This is a genomic window from Vallitalea sp. (assembly GCF_025211055.1).
Lineage (GTDB): Bacteria > Bacillota > Clostridia > Lachnospirales > Vallitaleaceae > Vallitalea.
Window position 1 is genome coordinate 37,558 of record NZ_JAOARO010000098.1, and the last position, 16,010, is coordinate 53,567.

9 protein-coding genes and 1 riboswitch are annotated in these 16,010 nt (G+C 29.5%); of the genes, 1 reads left to right on the forward strand and 8 read right to left on the reverse strand.

What is annotated here, in order from left to right:
- Positions 1–10 precede the first annotated feature (10 nt).
- From N4A55_RS15635 to N4A55_RS15645, 3 genes are all read right to left on the reverse strand, one after another.
- Complete coding sequence (locus N4A55_RS15635; protein ID WP_293758145.1) at positions 11–3,544, reverse strand: immunoglobulin-like domain-containing protein; 3,534 nt, start codon at positions 3,542–3,544, stop codon at positions 11–13.
- A gap of 212 nt (positions 3,545–3,756) precedes the next feature.
- Positions 3,757–7,467, reverse strand: coding sequence for a helix-turn-helix transcriptional regulator (locus tag N4A55_RS15640; RefSeq protein WP_293758148.1), 3,711 nt, complete (start codon positions 7,465–7,467; stop codon positions 3,757–3,759).
- 181 nt (positions 7,468–7,648) lie between these two features.
- A complete protein-coding gene (locus tag N4A55_RS15645) occupies positions 7,649–11,170 on the reverse strand; it encodes a S8 family peptidase (RefSeq protein ID WP_293758151.1) in 3,522 nt (1,173 codons plus the stop codon).
- Between the two features lie 168 nt (positions 11,171–11,338).
- Between N4A55_RS15645 and N4A55_RS15650 the strand changes: the two genes are divergently transcribed.
- Positions 11,339–11,527 carry a hypothetical protein gene (locus N4A55_RS15650; protein WP_293758153.1) on the forward strand — a complete coding sequence of 63 codons (189 nt, stop codon included), beginning with the start codon at positions 11,339–11,341 and terminating at the stop codon, positions 11,525–11,527.
- An 80-nt stretch (positions 11,528–11,607) separates the two neighbouring features.
- Here the strand turns inward: N4A55_RS15650 and N4A55_RS15655 are convergent, their stop codons facing one another.
- From N4A55_RS15655 to N4A55_RS15675, 5 genes are all read right to left on the reverse strand, one after another.
- A complete protein-coding gene (locus N4A55_RS15655; RefSeq protein WP_293758155.1) occupies positions 11,608–12,195 on the reverse strand; it encodes a hypothetical protein in 588 nt (195 codons plus the stop codon).
- 133 nt (positions 12,196–12,328) lie between these two features.
- On the reverse strand, positions 12,329–13,105 hold the full coding sequence (locus N4A55_RS15660) for an ABC transporter ATP-binding protein (protein WP_293758157.1): 777 nt from the start codon (positions 13,103–13,105) through the stop codon (positions 12,329–12,331).
- Between the two features lie 32 nt (positions 13,106–13,137).
- Positions 13,138–14,175, reverse strand: a complete 1,038-nt coding sequence (locus N4A55_RS15665) for a FecCD family ABC transporter permease (RefSeq protein WP_293758160.1) — start codon at positions 14,173–14,175, stop codon at positions 13,138–13,140.
- A 111-nt stretch (positions 14,176–14,286) separates the two neighbouring features.
- Positions 14,287–14,922 carry an ABC transporter substrate-binding protein gene (locus N4A55_RS15670; RefSeq protein ID WP_330666444.1) on the reverse strand — a complete coding sequence of 212 codons (636 nt, stop codon included), beginning with the start codon at positions 14,920–14,922 and terminating at the stop codon, positions 14,287–14,289.
- Positions 14,923–15,351, reverse strand: coding sequence for a hypothetical protein (locus N4A55_RS15675; RefSeq protein ID WP_293758163.1), 429 nt, complete (start codon positions 15,349–15,351; stop codon positions 14,923–14,925).
- Between the two features lie 153 nt (positions 15,352–15,504).
- Positions 15,505–15,677, reverse strand: a riboswitch (cobalamin riboswitch).
- Positions 15,678–16,010: the final 333 nt, after the last annotated feature.

Sequence of the window (16,010 nt, forward strand, 5' to 3'; positions counted from 1 at the left end):
TTTTCCCTCCTCAATAACTCATAAATACATTAAACAATCTGTATTTTCTCTCTTGATCCAGTATATAGAATGTATACCAGCCTGTTTTAACAGCTGAAAATTTGAAACTGTTCATTATTTCTTTTGGTCTTTTAAAATATCCCATTTTTTGTTTTCCATAATCCCACCAAAATTTATAATCACCTTGTATTCCATATACATTAAATACAAAGTCTTTCTTTCGTATTACATTGGTATGGGTATCACTTAAACATTCTGAATCAACATATATGACTAATTCTTCATCAGATAATACTTGTACAATCCTATCATAACTTAATTTGTTTAAAGCTTTATCAGAAACCAAATATCTAATAATGTATTTACCTCTCTTAGATAGATTCACTATACCCTCTACTTTTACTCTATTTGTAATATCGCCATCTACATTATCAATAACCTTAACCCCTTCCATTGGATCAAATGCATTATTGTTATTATTGATATCTAATAATAAAGTTTCATTATTTTCAAATACTATTTTAGGTTTAATTCTATCTATATTTGTTACATAAACTTCTTTATAAATGATATTTCCTAATTTATCTCTTACTTTAAACCAATTCATACCGTTTTCTGTAAATTCCAAGATATTACTTCCATTATTATTAAGTATATTAATTTCCCTATCTGATTTTAATGTTACATATACATTGTCTTTAGTTACTTCCTTAGTGCTATATGAAAGAGTTAATTTTGGTTTTGACTTATCTATCTTATTGACTGTTGCAGTTATCTTTGTCACATTTCCAGCCAAATCTGCAATATTAAAAATAAATTCCCCATTTTCAGTGAATATTTTAGATTTTTGATGATTATTATTTAAAACAACAAAATCTTCATTTGCTGACACTGTTACACTCACATTTTCCTTTGTCTTAGCTACTTTTTCATAACTAATATTAGTATCTGGATTGTCTATAATAGCATATGTTAGTAATACAACAGGTGGTGTTTTATCAATATTATTAACTTCAATTTCACTTAATACAATTTCATTACCTGCTAAGTCTTTACTCTTAATTGTATTTGTTTCATTACCTGCTATATCTGTAATCTTGACTCTAATTATTCCATTTTTTTCAAAAGTATAATCTGCTAGTTTCTGTTTATTAACTGCATTTATTGTTTTTAGTTCTTTTCCCTGTAAATCTTCAATAACAATATTTACTGTTTCATTAGGAATAAAAGTTACCCTAACATTATGATTTGTCTTTTTAATTTTTGAATAACTTATTTTTACTTCTGGTTTAATTCTATCAATATTATTAACTATTGCTGTAGCATGTCCAACTTTGCCTTTTTCATTTATATAATTAAATGTAAAGCTTCCATTTTTAGTAAATACATAGCTATTTTTTCCATTATTATTTTCAATGGTAATTTTACCTTTATAATCTGGAAATGTTAATGTTGCAGTAACATCATTTCTTGTCATATCCAAAGTACTATAAGTTATTGTACCTCTTGGTGCTTCATTAATTATCCAATCTACTTTTGCAGAAATTGTTCCAACATTACCTGCAAGATCTGTAAAAGTAAATGTCTTATTTCCATTTTCATCAAATTTTATTTCTTTACTACTAGGATTACATATTATTTGATCTTCTGAATTAATGTTATCTGTTACTTTTAAGTAAGCAGTTACAGGATCTCTAGTAGTTGTTTTTGTACTATAGCTTACATTCCCAACAGGTGGTGTTTTATCATATATTATAGTATCTGAATATATATCTGATATATATTCCTTGTTATGATAATCATATTTATACTGTACAAAAATTGTTTGGTTGCCTTCTTCTTCTGTTAAATTAATTTGCTTACTAAAACTATTTGAGGTGACTTTTTCCCAATCTAGCCAATTACCGTTATGAATTTTTAAACGCATTGATAGGGGTGTTTTTTCTCCTGAAACTGTAAAGTTAACATTTAATCTTATGTCATTTGTATAACCTTCATTATCTCCTTGAGAAGTCATTATAGCTATTGTTCCTGTTGGTTTTTCAGGTATATAGACAGAATCTGTACTATTACTAATGCTTTCATTACCTGCTTCATCAACAGCTTTTATAAACAAATAATAAGCACCAGAATTTAATAATGAATCAGGTAATATAACGTTTTTTTCTTTATTATTAACTGAATTTTGATAATGCTTCCATTGAATACTCGAATGTTCTACATTATAATCATTTTCCCAACTATAATATAATGTTATTTTATTACTCAACACATCTTCTAGGGTTACCTCAAATCCCACCCTTGAATTATCCTCTATTTTCTCATCAAATTTAATATTAGGCTTTGTCGTATCAACTGTATATAGTATTGACTTTACTTGATTCTGATAATTACGCTCAGTATTATTCTCTATGGGTAACAACATTTCATCATATGCAGAAACTTCTAGTTGATATTTTCCATCAATTATATCTGGAATAATATTTCTAAATACAATAGGTATTGAAAAATTTTCTTTATTTTCGTCTAGAATGAAATATTCATCGTTATCTTTACCAACATATTTATTACCTTTTTCATTAATCAACGAATACTTATACCCTTTTACTCCTGCTCCTAGATCTGTAATCTTAATTGTAACTGTCTGCTCTTTTTGTGGAGTATTATCTTTTGGTTCAAATGTAATTACTGGTGGTTTTTTATCTATATACACACCTTGATGTGTGTTATTATCGTTACCACTGAATGTCCCTGTTGTTGCATTTCCAGCATTGTCTTCTATCCAAACATGTAAATAATATATTCCTTCTACATTACCTAATATATTTGATGGTATAACTACATAATTAGAACTATTATTGCCTACTAAGAATTGTTTAGAGTTATTATAGTCACTTTTATTCAACGATCTATTACTATCAGTAGACCAATAATATTTAATTTCAGCAGAAGGTTTTTCCAGATTTTTTTCTAAAATATCTATATTTACATTATATTCTTTTGCATATTTATCACTAGGAAAATCTCCTTCATATACTGTCATTTGATTTATTACTGGTTTTTTTGTATCAATATTTACTTGACCTATTATAGTATTTTGAGTTTTTAAACAAGAAAAATTAGTATCATCTTTTATAGACGGATATATATAGTTTTGTCCTTCTCTTATAAAGCTACCCATCACACTGAACAAAATAATATTACCATTGTATTCTAAATTATCATCTACAATATATTCATAACTTAAAGTATTTGTGCCGTTTCCACTTTTATATGTTAATACTTTGTTAGGAACTGAAGGTACTGTAGGTATATTTATTTCAAACACAGATACTTTTGGATCACATGTAACGTTCTTATTAAATTCAATATTAATTGTTATAATATCACCTTTTTTATATACCTCATTTTGTGAATCTAAACTAACACTTGTTATAGTAGGTGGTACCCAGACTTCAGCATGAGATATAATTGAAAAATTAAATGTTGTTACCATAACAATACTTATGAAAAAGAAAACTATCTTTTGAAATAATACTTTCATTACTATACATTCTCCTTTCTTTTTTTATAGGTAATTGCATTATATAATTATGTTCTACTAATAACCTTATTACTATTTTTAGTTATATATTACCTAAATGTCAAAGTTATTGTAGCAAAATTAAGAGGTTTCAACTTCACCCAAAGGAGTGATTTTTTATAAAAAATAAGGCTATTTCGTGTTTTTTTACGAAATAACCTATGTATTAGATATTAATAGCCTAATTCTTTTGCAAGACTTACAGCTTGTATACGTCTATCGACACCTAACTTGGTATAAATATTTTTTGCATGTGTTTTAACAGTATTTATAGTTAAATTCAATGACTCTGCAATTTCTTTGTTGGATAATCCTTGTACCATTAGTTTTATAACTTCCTGTTCTCGTTTTGAAAGCTTATTATTACTCTTTATGGAGACAGTGCTTTTTTTCTTCTTTATCGGTAATTGAATGCTGTGTGACAGCATTTTAATACTAGTTATATCTTCTTGTGCAAAACATATTTTATTATTTACATTTTCTAAATATATAGCACATAAAAAAATGCTCGAAACAATAATAGGTATACCTAAAATGGCATATGGTTCATTGTCTATAATATAATTATCTGTGGAAAATATACTTGTTGAAATATTATTATTAATAATAATCGTTTCTTTTGTTCTTCCCATATAACGTATAATCATCTTGGGAATTTGATTATTCTCTTCAAGCGGCACATTATCTACTGGTGCAATATCTTGCATATCATTTTCTTTATAATATTTAGTAAACATTTCTTCTTCTTTTTCAACAAATAAGTATCCTCTTTGGGCATTTGTTATACTTATAGCTGTTTCAAGTATTTTATTATACTGCTTATTTCTGTCTTTTTCTTCAGATATTTCTTTATATGCTTTTGTAATAATTTTATATTTATCGATAGGATTTCTGAGAGTTTTCATAGGATTATAATTATGTATTGGCATTTCCTCCATTAATTCTTTATATTGTCTGTTTAGTTTTTCACATTTTCCTATTGCACCCCATTTACTATATCTATCATAAGCCTCCTTAAAATAATATGTAGCAATATTATTATTACCTCTGTTATGATAGTATTTTCCAGCCAATTCATTTGCAATAGCTTCATTTTGAATATATTCATTTTCTGCCGAGGATTTTATTGCCAAGTCATAATACAATGAAGCTTTTTCATGATTTTTTTTAATACCACATATTTCTGCGTAGATTAGATAATATTTATGTAGATAATTTTCTTTACAATTATTTGAATATTTTCTTAGAATTGATAAATTATTTCTTAACATTCTTAAGTATTTTCTTTTCTTACTTCCTGTCAATTGATTATACATACCTAAAATTATTAATGAATGATAAAAAATATGTTCTGCATAATGTATAAACCCTGTTATTACTTCAATGAGTTTAAGTGACATTTCTATCAACTGAAGAGTTTCATCATAAACTTCATATAAGTAAAATGCTTGTATCTTTATTAGAAAGTACATGATTAAATCATTAGAATCCAACTTCATGAATCTTTCAATATCTTTATTATAAAAGAATTCTAAGTCACCTGTTTTAACACTTTTTGCTGCTTCTCGGAATTTTATTAAATATTCAGCTGTAGCTTTCATTTGTAATTGATTTGTTAATTCACTAGCATGAAGACACTTATTACAAATTTCATCTATATTTACTCCAATATAATATTCAAATTCCACTTGAATACTTGCGGAAAATGCTGCGTATATGTATTCACCTGATTCTATACCATACTTTATTGCATCTTGAAAATATTTTATATTATTTCTTGCATGTTCTCTCCAATGATTTATAAATACCGCATCAATAAAATTGTATATACATAATGCAGAACCATCATTGTACTTTTCACTTAATATTGAAGCTGTTTCTTTTAATAAATTCGCTTTTTTATAATTACCTAAAACACTTCCAGCTATAATTCCATACCCAATATATCCTATAGATGAATACTTAGAATTACCATGTTTAATAGAAAGTATAGCTATTCTCAAAGAAATAATTACAAACAAATCTGCATTTACAAGATTTGCCGCTGGTGCTAATAATGTAAGCTGTTCAAGTATTACATCGATTTTCTTCGAACTGTTAGGCTTCATATTCAATATTTTCTTAGACCTGCTATTTCTAAAATACCAAAGAGATACCAAAGTATCTAAAATAATATTTATTTTTTTGGGACTATCTGGTATTTTATATCCTAGATATTCTAATGATTTTATACCAGTTTTAATAGCCAAATTATAATCTCCTTCATATGAAAACAAAGATGTCTTTGCGCTATATATATTAGCATAATTATTTTTGGTTCTCGCATTATTTTCAAGTAGTTCAAAAACTCTTTCTGATTCTTCTTTATTACCGCATAGAAATTCACTTTTTGCATATTCTAAGTTTAATTGAAAAATCAGCTCATGATTTTCCTTCCAGTTATCCTCACCAAAAAGATTTTTACCATTTTTAAAATATTTTAAAGCTGAATCAAAAGCTGCTGTCATTACAGCTTTTTTCCCTGCCATTAGATTATACTTAGCTATACTTATCCTCATCTTATCTTCAATTAATTCTATACTATAATTAATATGATGCATTATACTAAGAATTTTTTCTTTAATCTCATTTTCATTAAAATTATTTAGAAAAGAACAACCTATATTATAGTGTATTTGTTTTTTTTCGAAATTAGGGATCAATGTATATACAGCCTGCTGTATTTTATCATGTAAAAATTCATATGTAATGTTATTTTCATTATCACTATCAGTTTTATATTCTTTATTTTGAATTATTATCAACCCAGAATCAATATATAAATTCAAAATCAACTTAATCTTATCAATTGATTGATTACTTACTACCATTATAGAAGCCAAATCAAAAGAACATCCCAAACATGAAATAAGTTTTAGAAGCTTTGTATTGTTTAGCTTACTAATTCTCTTTAGTACCAAAGCAACTACATTATCATCAACTTCAATACCTCTTAGTATATCTAAATTATAGCTCCATATCTCCTCCTTATGGTTATACCATAAATAGTGTTCATCTATGATATAGTTTACAAATTGATTTATAAAGAACGGATTACCAAGAGTTTTTTTGAAGATTATATTAGCTAAAACTGTTGTATCTTTATTATTACACTGTAAATTTTCTTTTATCATATTATTAATATCATAAGGTGTTATATTGTCTAGGGTTATATATTCTATCTTGGAATTATTTGAATCTATTTTATCAAGAATTGTTTGTAATTGATGATTCCCCCCCACTTCTTCCTGCCTATATGCACCAATAATCATTAAATATTTACTATCAGAACTCTCACATATGGATCTTAACATCTCTAAAGAAGATGAATCTGCCCATTGCAAGTCATCAATGAATAAGATCATAGGATGATCCTCGGTAGGAAAAGCTTGTAAGAATTTTTTGAATACGTTTTCAAATCTTCGTTTTGCTTTTTGAGGAATATATTCTTCATTGAATTGTTGTTTTCCAATAATTAATTCAATTTCTCTGATAAATCGTGCAATAATTGTACCATTTCTTCCAAGAATATCTTTTAATTTTTTATGCCAATTATCAACTATGTTTTTAGGCTGTGTTAATATCTTTTTAATAAGATACTTAAATGCTTGAGTAAATGCTCTATAAGGCTCATCATCATTAAATTGGTCAAACTTACCTGATATAAAAAAAATATTTTCCTGTATTGCAGGTTTTAGTGCATTCAAAACTAATGCTGTTTTTCCCGTACCAGAGTTGCCTTTTATTAATATAAATTTAAATTCGCCATTACACACTTCTCTATATGCCTTGTTTAACATTTCTATCTCATATTTACGACCATATATATTATTTAATCTGAACATCAAATGTATCTCCTTTGAATGTCTTTTTGGCTTTTTCCTTTGTGTTTTCATGTTTTAGGTATTATTATCTCTATCAACAGTATATCAGACAAATTGAACAAAAACAATAAGTACTAAAACCCTTATTACCAGTCTTAAAACTGTGTATATTAGCGGTTTGAGACTATTATTTTCTTTATAATTATTTACTTCCTCTTATAGCTTGAAAAGCACCAAGTAAATCTAATTCTCCATATCCCCATTCACTATTAGGATATTTGATTGCCCTCTTTCTCTTAGCTCCTCTAATTAAATAATTTCTAACTTTACCTGTATCCATTGTAGGGTCATTACCTTTTATTATTCCCCATTCTAATAATAATGCCGCTGCCCCTCCTGTTATAGCTGTACTTATACTTGTTCCTGTCATAGCTCCATAAGTATCCTTTGGTAACGGTCCTACTACCCCTACACCAGGAGCTACTAAATCTGGTTTTAATACATCATCTCTTGTCAATCCCCTACCTGAAGAAAGATATAAGCTTCCAGTTCTATGGTTATATGCACCTACTGAAAGAAGTCCAATACTTGATGATGGGTTAGTGATTGTTGTAAATGGGTCTGGTAATAAGAATTGTGTTTCCTCTTTTATCCAATCTTTTCTAGGTAACCAAACATCAATTCTTCCATTCACTATCAAGTCACCATATACAGTAATGGTCCAGATTCCTTCTGTAGGCTCTTCCATTCTTACAAAGATAACTTCATCTCCAGTTCTGCCTTCTGATAATTGATACTCAATATAAATGGTTGTTCTTTCTAATAAAAACTTTATTTCTTCCTTTTTTGCGAGTGTAGCTGGTATTCTATCAATAAATTCACCTGTAGGAGATGTAATAGATATTGATATTTTATCAGGTGCATTGCTCCAAATGTTAAAAGTAAATCCTGGTTCATTAGGTGGTACTCTTATTTCTACATTCTTAAGTTCATCATTTTCTTCAAATTGACCTCTATAATGATGTGCCAAGTTGCTTTCATTTCCAACAGCAACTGTTACTGTATTACCTATCCTTCTAGCGATTGACTGTAAATAACTCTCTGTTATTGAACTTCCGTCATGTGCTCCTTGATTACTTCCTACACCTATTATTATTGAAAGTGGCATTTGTAATTTAACAGACAATTCACGTATATATTTGGCTGCAAATATTACATCTGTATTTTGATAAACACTCTCAACATTATCATGTATTAAGTAAAAATCTCTAAGGCATTTTTTAGCTTCTTTTAATTTTACTACTACTATTGATGCATCAGGAGCAGCTCCAACAAAATTGTTAGCCCTATCTTCACGCCCAGCAGACATACCAGCTAGAAAAGTTCCATGACCAGTATTATCAACAGACGGTACAATAGTTAACGAGTCTTCTGCTTGTAATGCTTCATTAATCTGTTCTTCCGTAAATTCTGTTCCATATATAAATCCTTCTGGTGGTGAACCTTGTATAGATTGATCCCAGATAGCTTTAATTTTAGTAGTATTATCCTCGTATTTAAATATTGAGTTAGTATAATCAACTCCCGAATCAATTATTCCAATCATAACTCCCCCACCTCTAAGAGGTACATATGGCTGATTATGAAAGGTTAATATACCTGCATCTTCTAACGCACTTATTGCATATGGTCCAAAGCAGTGTGGAATATCACTTAGATCAACTCTATCAATAATCCCTCTGCATCCATCATTGCCAATAAATATATGTACTACTGCATATTGGTCATCCAATATCTGTATACACTCTGGGTTATATCTCTCATATATATCTTCTATACTCTCATATTCAATCAGTAAATCAAAATACTCTTCTGATATTACTGCTTGTTTACATATTTCAGGGTCACTTCCTTCAATAACTCGTTTTCTAATCTCTTCTACTCTATCCTTACTTTCAACTATTTCAACCGAGCCTAATCCTCTAAAAGCATTAGCTAAACAAAGAGTTCCATATCCCCATAAATTATTAGGATAATCAAATAGGGCTTCGTTCCTCTTTGCGGATCTCTGCAAATATGATTTTACCTTTTCACCATACATATAAGGATCATTACCTTGTACAATACCCCATTCCATCAACAAAGCTGCTGATCCTGTGACAAAGGGGGTTGCCATACTGGTTCCACTTAATGAATCGTAACCCCCACCTGGATATGCTGCTACAATATTAACCCCTGGTGCTACTAGGTCTGGTTTTACAGTTATTGTATTGGACCTTCTAGTATATCCTCTTCCTGAAAATGGTGCTAAACTTCCTGTTGATGAGTCATATGCTCCAACTGTTATTACTTTTGTTGCTGTGGAAGGCATAGTAAGGGTTGTATCTATGGTAGGTCTAAGAAATTTTGTATCTTTTCCCACTGAACCAGGTAACCACATATCATAATTGCCAGATACTATAGTATCAGCTTGAAGAGTTATCTTCCATATTCCTTCAGTAACATAATTACCAGATTGTGGAATTAGTTCAATATAGATTTGTTGATCCAAGTTATAAGGTGATGGTTCACCATAGTATAATAAAACTCTAGTTCCATCTAAGTTAAATTGCTGTTTACCAAGAGTAGGCGATATAAAACCTGAAGACACACCATTAGGTGCTAGGATTGACACATTTATTGCATCTGAATAAGCTTTCCATAATTGTATAGTTATGTTAGGCTCTCCAGTGAATACTGCTATTTCAACAATTTCTTCATCACCTTCATCAAGTGTATTACTAGTATGAAGTGCTGTACTCCCTTCATTTCCGGAGCCAACAGAAACAACATTTTTCCATTCACTAGCTATACTATCAATAAAAGTTTCAAATAATGATTTACCATCATGAGATCCATAATTATTGCCGAAACTTAGATTGATAGATATTGGTCTCTCTAACTCTTCTGCCTTTCTTGTTACATAAACCAACGCTCTCATAATCTCAGTTGTACTTGGAAATGATTCCTGACCTCTCCTTCCTAACTTGACAATGATATATTCTGCTTCTGGTGCTACCCCAATGAATTGTCCGTCACTTGCTCTGCCATTGCCTCCTGCTATACCTGCTACATGGGTTCCATGACCTAAGAAGTCATCTGAAGGAACTAATTCAAGCATTTCAAATCTATTATTCATACTAAGTGCCTCATTTATTCGTTCATCATTATATTCAGTCCCTGCACTAAATCCTTCAGGTGGGCTACCTTGTATAGATTGATCCCATAAGGATACTATACGAGTTGTTCCATCTTCATTTCTAAAGTCAGGATGGGAATAATCTATACCGGAATCAATTATCCCTAATAAAACGCCTTTACCTTTTAAACGTGGAAAAACATTTTGAACTGATGTGATACATGCATCTCTAAGACTGGTATCAAGATTAAAATATAGGCTGCTAGGTTTCTCTACATATTCTATCTCTGGGAAGGAAGCAAATTTATCGATATTTTCTTGTTTTATTGTGACTATAGCATAATCCATTGTTAGCTGCTCAATATCTTCTGTCAATGTTCTTATTTCAGGAATATCTCTAATATTACCATTGTATTTCACAATTAGTTCCCACGTATTAGCTTCTTCGTTATAGCCCACATTCAGATTATTGGTATACTGTCTTTCATCACTAGTCAGATCAACAGCTAGATTCAATTTATCATCGACTTTTTGATTATTATCCATTATCTCACCCTAATAAAACTCTCTTATTCTAATTTATGACAGTTACCTTGATATATTGTATAAATTTTTATTCATTCATATTTTTTATTAATTCCAGATTATTTGACATACTGAATCATTTCAAATATACTAATCATATACAAATGTTGAGTGGTTAGAGGTGAACATATGACTAATTTAAAAAGAATACTGGTTTTTGCTGTAATAATCATCTTGTTGGGATTCTATGGTATTGCTATTTATTATGCATTAACCCACGGAGAAAATAGTGGTGAAATAATAGTTTTCTGTATAGCTTCTACTTGTGTGTTATCAGTTTTTATTGGAATTATATTGAGGATAAGGAAAAACAAGTGACATCATGTATCTATAAGAGGATCTTATTAAGAAAGGGCTGTTTCATTCTCAAATGAATAGCCCCTTGAAGAATTGTTTTATCATATTTTAATAACTACTTCTTTTCCTTTATTGTGATTAACATTTTTATCTAAGAACATATGGAATGAATTTTCTACTACTTCAACTATTTCCATTAACTCTTCTACCCCATAATAGTTGAAATAATCTAATATCCTACATTCTTTCATGCATTTACTTAGTTCTTCATCCATATCATGTTCATTTAATTCATTCGCCAACTTAAGACTTTCCAACGTTATAATTGAACTTATTGTAATAAGTTTAAGATATGCTTTATTAGTAGAATAGTGAAATGCTAATTGTATAAAACTTAGTCTATCCAAAGACTTATTTATTGTATTTATACAAAATTCTGACAATATTTTAAGTGCTTTATCTTTTTCTACTTCATTCACCAATAGATACTTATAGACTGCGTTAATAGCTACAGCAAAATCTAAATATACCTTATAGATTTTTGTCTCAAATCTACAGGCATCTTTTTTTAAATCTTTATATAGTTTTAATATTTCTCCTACGTAATCTCTAGTTAGATTATCATTCAGTGTTTTTTCAAATAGTGGGTATTCTAGACGTAAAACATTTTCAAATCTACTATCTGACATCTTGCATATATCCTTTCTTAATTACATATAAAAATTAATTATAATTTTCTATCAATTACAAATTAATTGATAGTTTATCTTATATAACTATATTGCCACAATAAATATATATATGCAAGTACATATTGAAATATTACTTAATAATTACTTTTTTATCAGTTAAAATGGGATGATTTATTAACTCTACATCAATAGAATATACATCTTTAACGGTTTCCTTGGTTATTACATCCTCTGGATCACCATATCTATATACTTGACCATTTTTCAACATCAATATCTTATCACTATACCTCATAGCGATATTTAAATCATGAACAATATTTATAATCGTAATTCCTTTTTTCTTACATAGTTTATGAACCAACTCACTTATTTCATATTGATATCCAATATCCAAATGGGATATTGGTTCATCTAACAACATGATATCTGTTTCTTGGGCTATAGCTCTAGCAATAATGACTCTTTGAAGTTCTCCACCACTAATCTGAGTGATTTTCTTATCTTTCAATCCTATGACTCTCGTTTCTTTCATTGCATCGTTAACTATCTTTACATCTTCTTCAGTATTTTTTTGAAATTTGGAAGTATATGGAGTCCTTCCCATCATGACAATATCATAAACCGAGAATTCATACTGTATATCCATTATCTGTGGTACCATTGATAATCTCTTAGCAATTTCTTTTTGTTTGATAACATGGATATCGTCATTTTTAATATAGACTGTCTTTTTATTAGAAGGCAAAATACCTGCCAATAACTTCAATAAAGTAGTTTTTCCAGAACCATTAGGTCCGATTATACTATAAAACAGACCTTTTTCCATATTGATTGACAAATCTTTTAAAACATTTTTTCCCCCATAATTGAAATTTAATTTTTTTGTACTAACTATACTATTCATATTGTTCATTCCTTCTGTAATATGCTACTGATTTAGATAATTCTTTTTTTGTTTTGATATAATAAAAACAAGAAAAATGGAACTCCAAATAACGAGGTAATTATACCTACGGATAGTTCAGCCGGTGATATGATAGTTCTAGCAATAGTATCACATACAATCATGAAAATTGCTCCTATAAGCATTGCCAGTGGTATTAGTTTTTTATGGTCAGGGCCATTAATCATTCTTATTATATGAGGTATGATAAGTCCTACAAATCCTATAATTCCACTAGCGGAAACAACAACAGCCACCATTATTGATGATATCCCCAATATTATCTTCTTAGTTCTGTTTACATCAATTCCTAGACTCCTTGCCGTTTCATCTCCTAATAACATAAGATTTAACTCTTCCTTAAATACCATCAAGATAATAGAACATATAATTACGCAAGGTGCTATAATGGCTACTTCTTTCCAGCTTGATGTACTAAAGCTTCCTAATGTCCATAGATATACTCTTTCTAATTTATCCCTGTTCAATAACATCATCAAAGACATAAGGGCTGATAATAAGTAATTAAGTGATATACCTGCCAGCAATAATGTTGTAGTAGGAAGTTTTTTACCAATTGCTGATATTCTCAGTACTACCAGAACTGTAAGCATGGCACCAATAAATGCAAACATACTCACTCCAGTAAAACCAAAAATAGTTTTATTAAAATTGAATATAAGTCCAATTGTTGCACCTAGTGCTGCACCTGATGAGATACCTAATACAAAAGGGTCTGCCATGGGATTCTTGAAAACCCCTTGGAAAGAACAGCCAACAACTGCTAATGCTCCTCCAGTAAATAATGCAAGTATTATTCTAGGTAGCCTTAAGTCAGCTATTATTTTTATATGTGATTCCTTAATACCCTCAAGGGAAATCAAATCATTAATGAATGGAATTTTACTTAATAATACTTTACTGCTGTCAACAAAATCTATTCTGACAGAACCAAATCCACATGCAATAATAACTACTGCTATAAGTACTAATAAACTTATTATAATATTACTTTTTCTAAATATCTTCATAGTCTTAACCTGCTTTACTTTAATATGTCATTTCTATCTATAACACAGTAAGCCTATGTTTATATTTAACATAGACTTACTTAAAGTATACTTAATTCTAATCTTTTTACATTATTTAATAGCGTCTGGATGAATTATTTTTACTAATTTAGTTAATCCATCAACTATTCTTGGTCCTTGTCTATAGAATAGATTTTCATCAATTTCGTATAATCTTCCTTCTTTGACAGCAGTTAAATCTTTATATCCTTCTAATGATTCTAACGTAGTTTTAGCATTATTCTTATCTGAACATATAACAATCTGAGGATCTTTATCAACTACTTGTTCAATACTATATGCCCAACCTGTAGCATCTTTCGCTATATTATCAGCTCCAGCCATAGCCATGACCTCACTTAAGAAGGTATTTCCAGTAGCTGTATAATCTCCACCTTCTCCATATCCTACTACAAAATATGTTGTTGGTTTTTCTTTTTCTTCTATTGCTTTTTGGATTTCTGATACTTTATCTTTCATACTAGTTACTATTTTATCCGCTTCTTCTTTTTTGTTAAGAACTTCGCCGATTGTATTTATATATCCGTATACGCCATCAAAACTATTATTCCAAGAAAGTGATAAGACAGTGATACCTTGTTCTTGTAACTTAGCTACAGCATCATCTTTTACATGAGCAGATGTAACTACAACATCAGGGTTAAGGTCTACTACTTTTTCGATATTAAATTCTTCTAAACCACCAATTTATTCTATATTCGCTACTTCACTTGGATAGTCACAAAAATCTGTTCTACCAATGATTTTGTCTCCTGCTCCTAGAGCAAATATTGTTTCTGTAAATTCTGGTGAAATTGAAACTACAGTTTTTGGTTCTTTTTCAATTGTTATTTCCTTACCATACTTATCTGTTATAGTTAATGGATAAATATCTGATTCGCTACTAGTATCTTTTTCATCTTCATTACTAGTGGTTTCATCTTTCTTATCATTAGTATCTTTATCTTCATTAGTATCTTTGTCTTCATCAGTCTTTGATGTATCATCTTTTTCTACTTGATTCTCTTGATTGTATGTATCATCCTTTGGTGTCTTCTTGCCGCCACAAGCAGCTAAACTAAAAACGAGTACTGAAATTAACATAGTTGTCAGTAACAGCTTTAATAATTTTTTCATCCTTTAAACCTCCATAATATCTTCTTTAATAAGAAAAGTGATTAACACTCGGTATACTCATGCAGCATTTTCTGTTTATAAGCAACAAAAAACTGTGCTAAGGCACAGTCAGATTACAAATAAATATGTAAATCTACACTCTCCCACCGAAAGCTTAAAACTTATAAAAAGGCAGGTCTCCTGGCTTATGGCTTAACTTACTCTCTAGTCTTCTCAGTTTCCCAATGACATTTTAGATTTCATACCATTTACAGTAGCGGGGGCTGCAGTGGCATCTAACCACTTTCCCTTTTAACTCAACGAGTACCTTTTCATCTATTAAATTTTAGTATCTTATGTTATATATAAATATATCCAAAGATAGTTTTATTATATACTTTAATATAGATATGTCAAGATAAAACTAGCTTTTGAGTTTTCTGTTTTTTATCTAGATTAGATTATATTGCAAGTAAGTCAGAAATAGTGTTTTGTTCTGACTTGGTTATTGCAAAATAGTATATGTATATGTTACGCCAGCTACTTGCTCGTCCTGAGCAAAAAGCTGGGTTCGGCGTCCTGCCTCACTACTCCACATATACATATACTATTTTGCTTCCTAGCATCTACAATATAATCACAAAACACTTTTTCTTCTAATTAACATAACTAACGGCTAT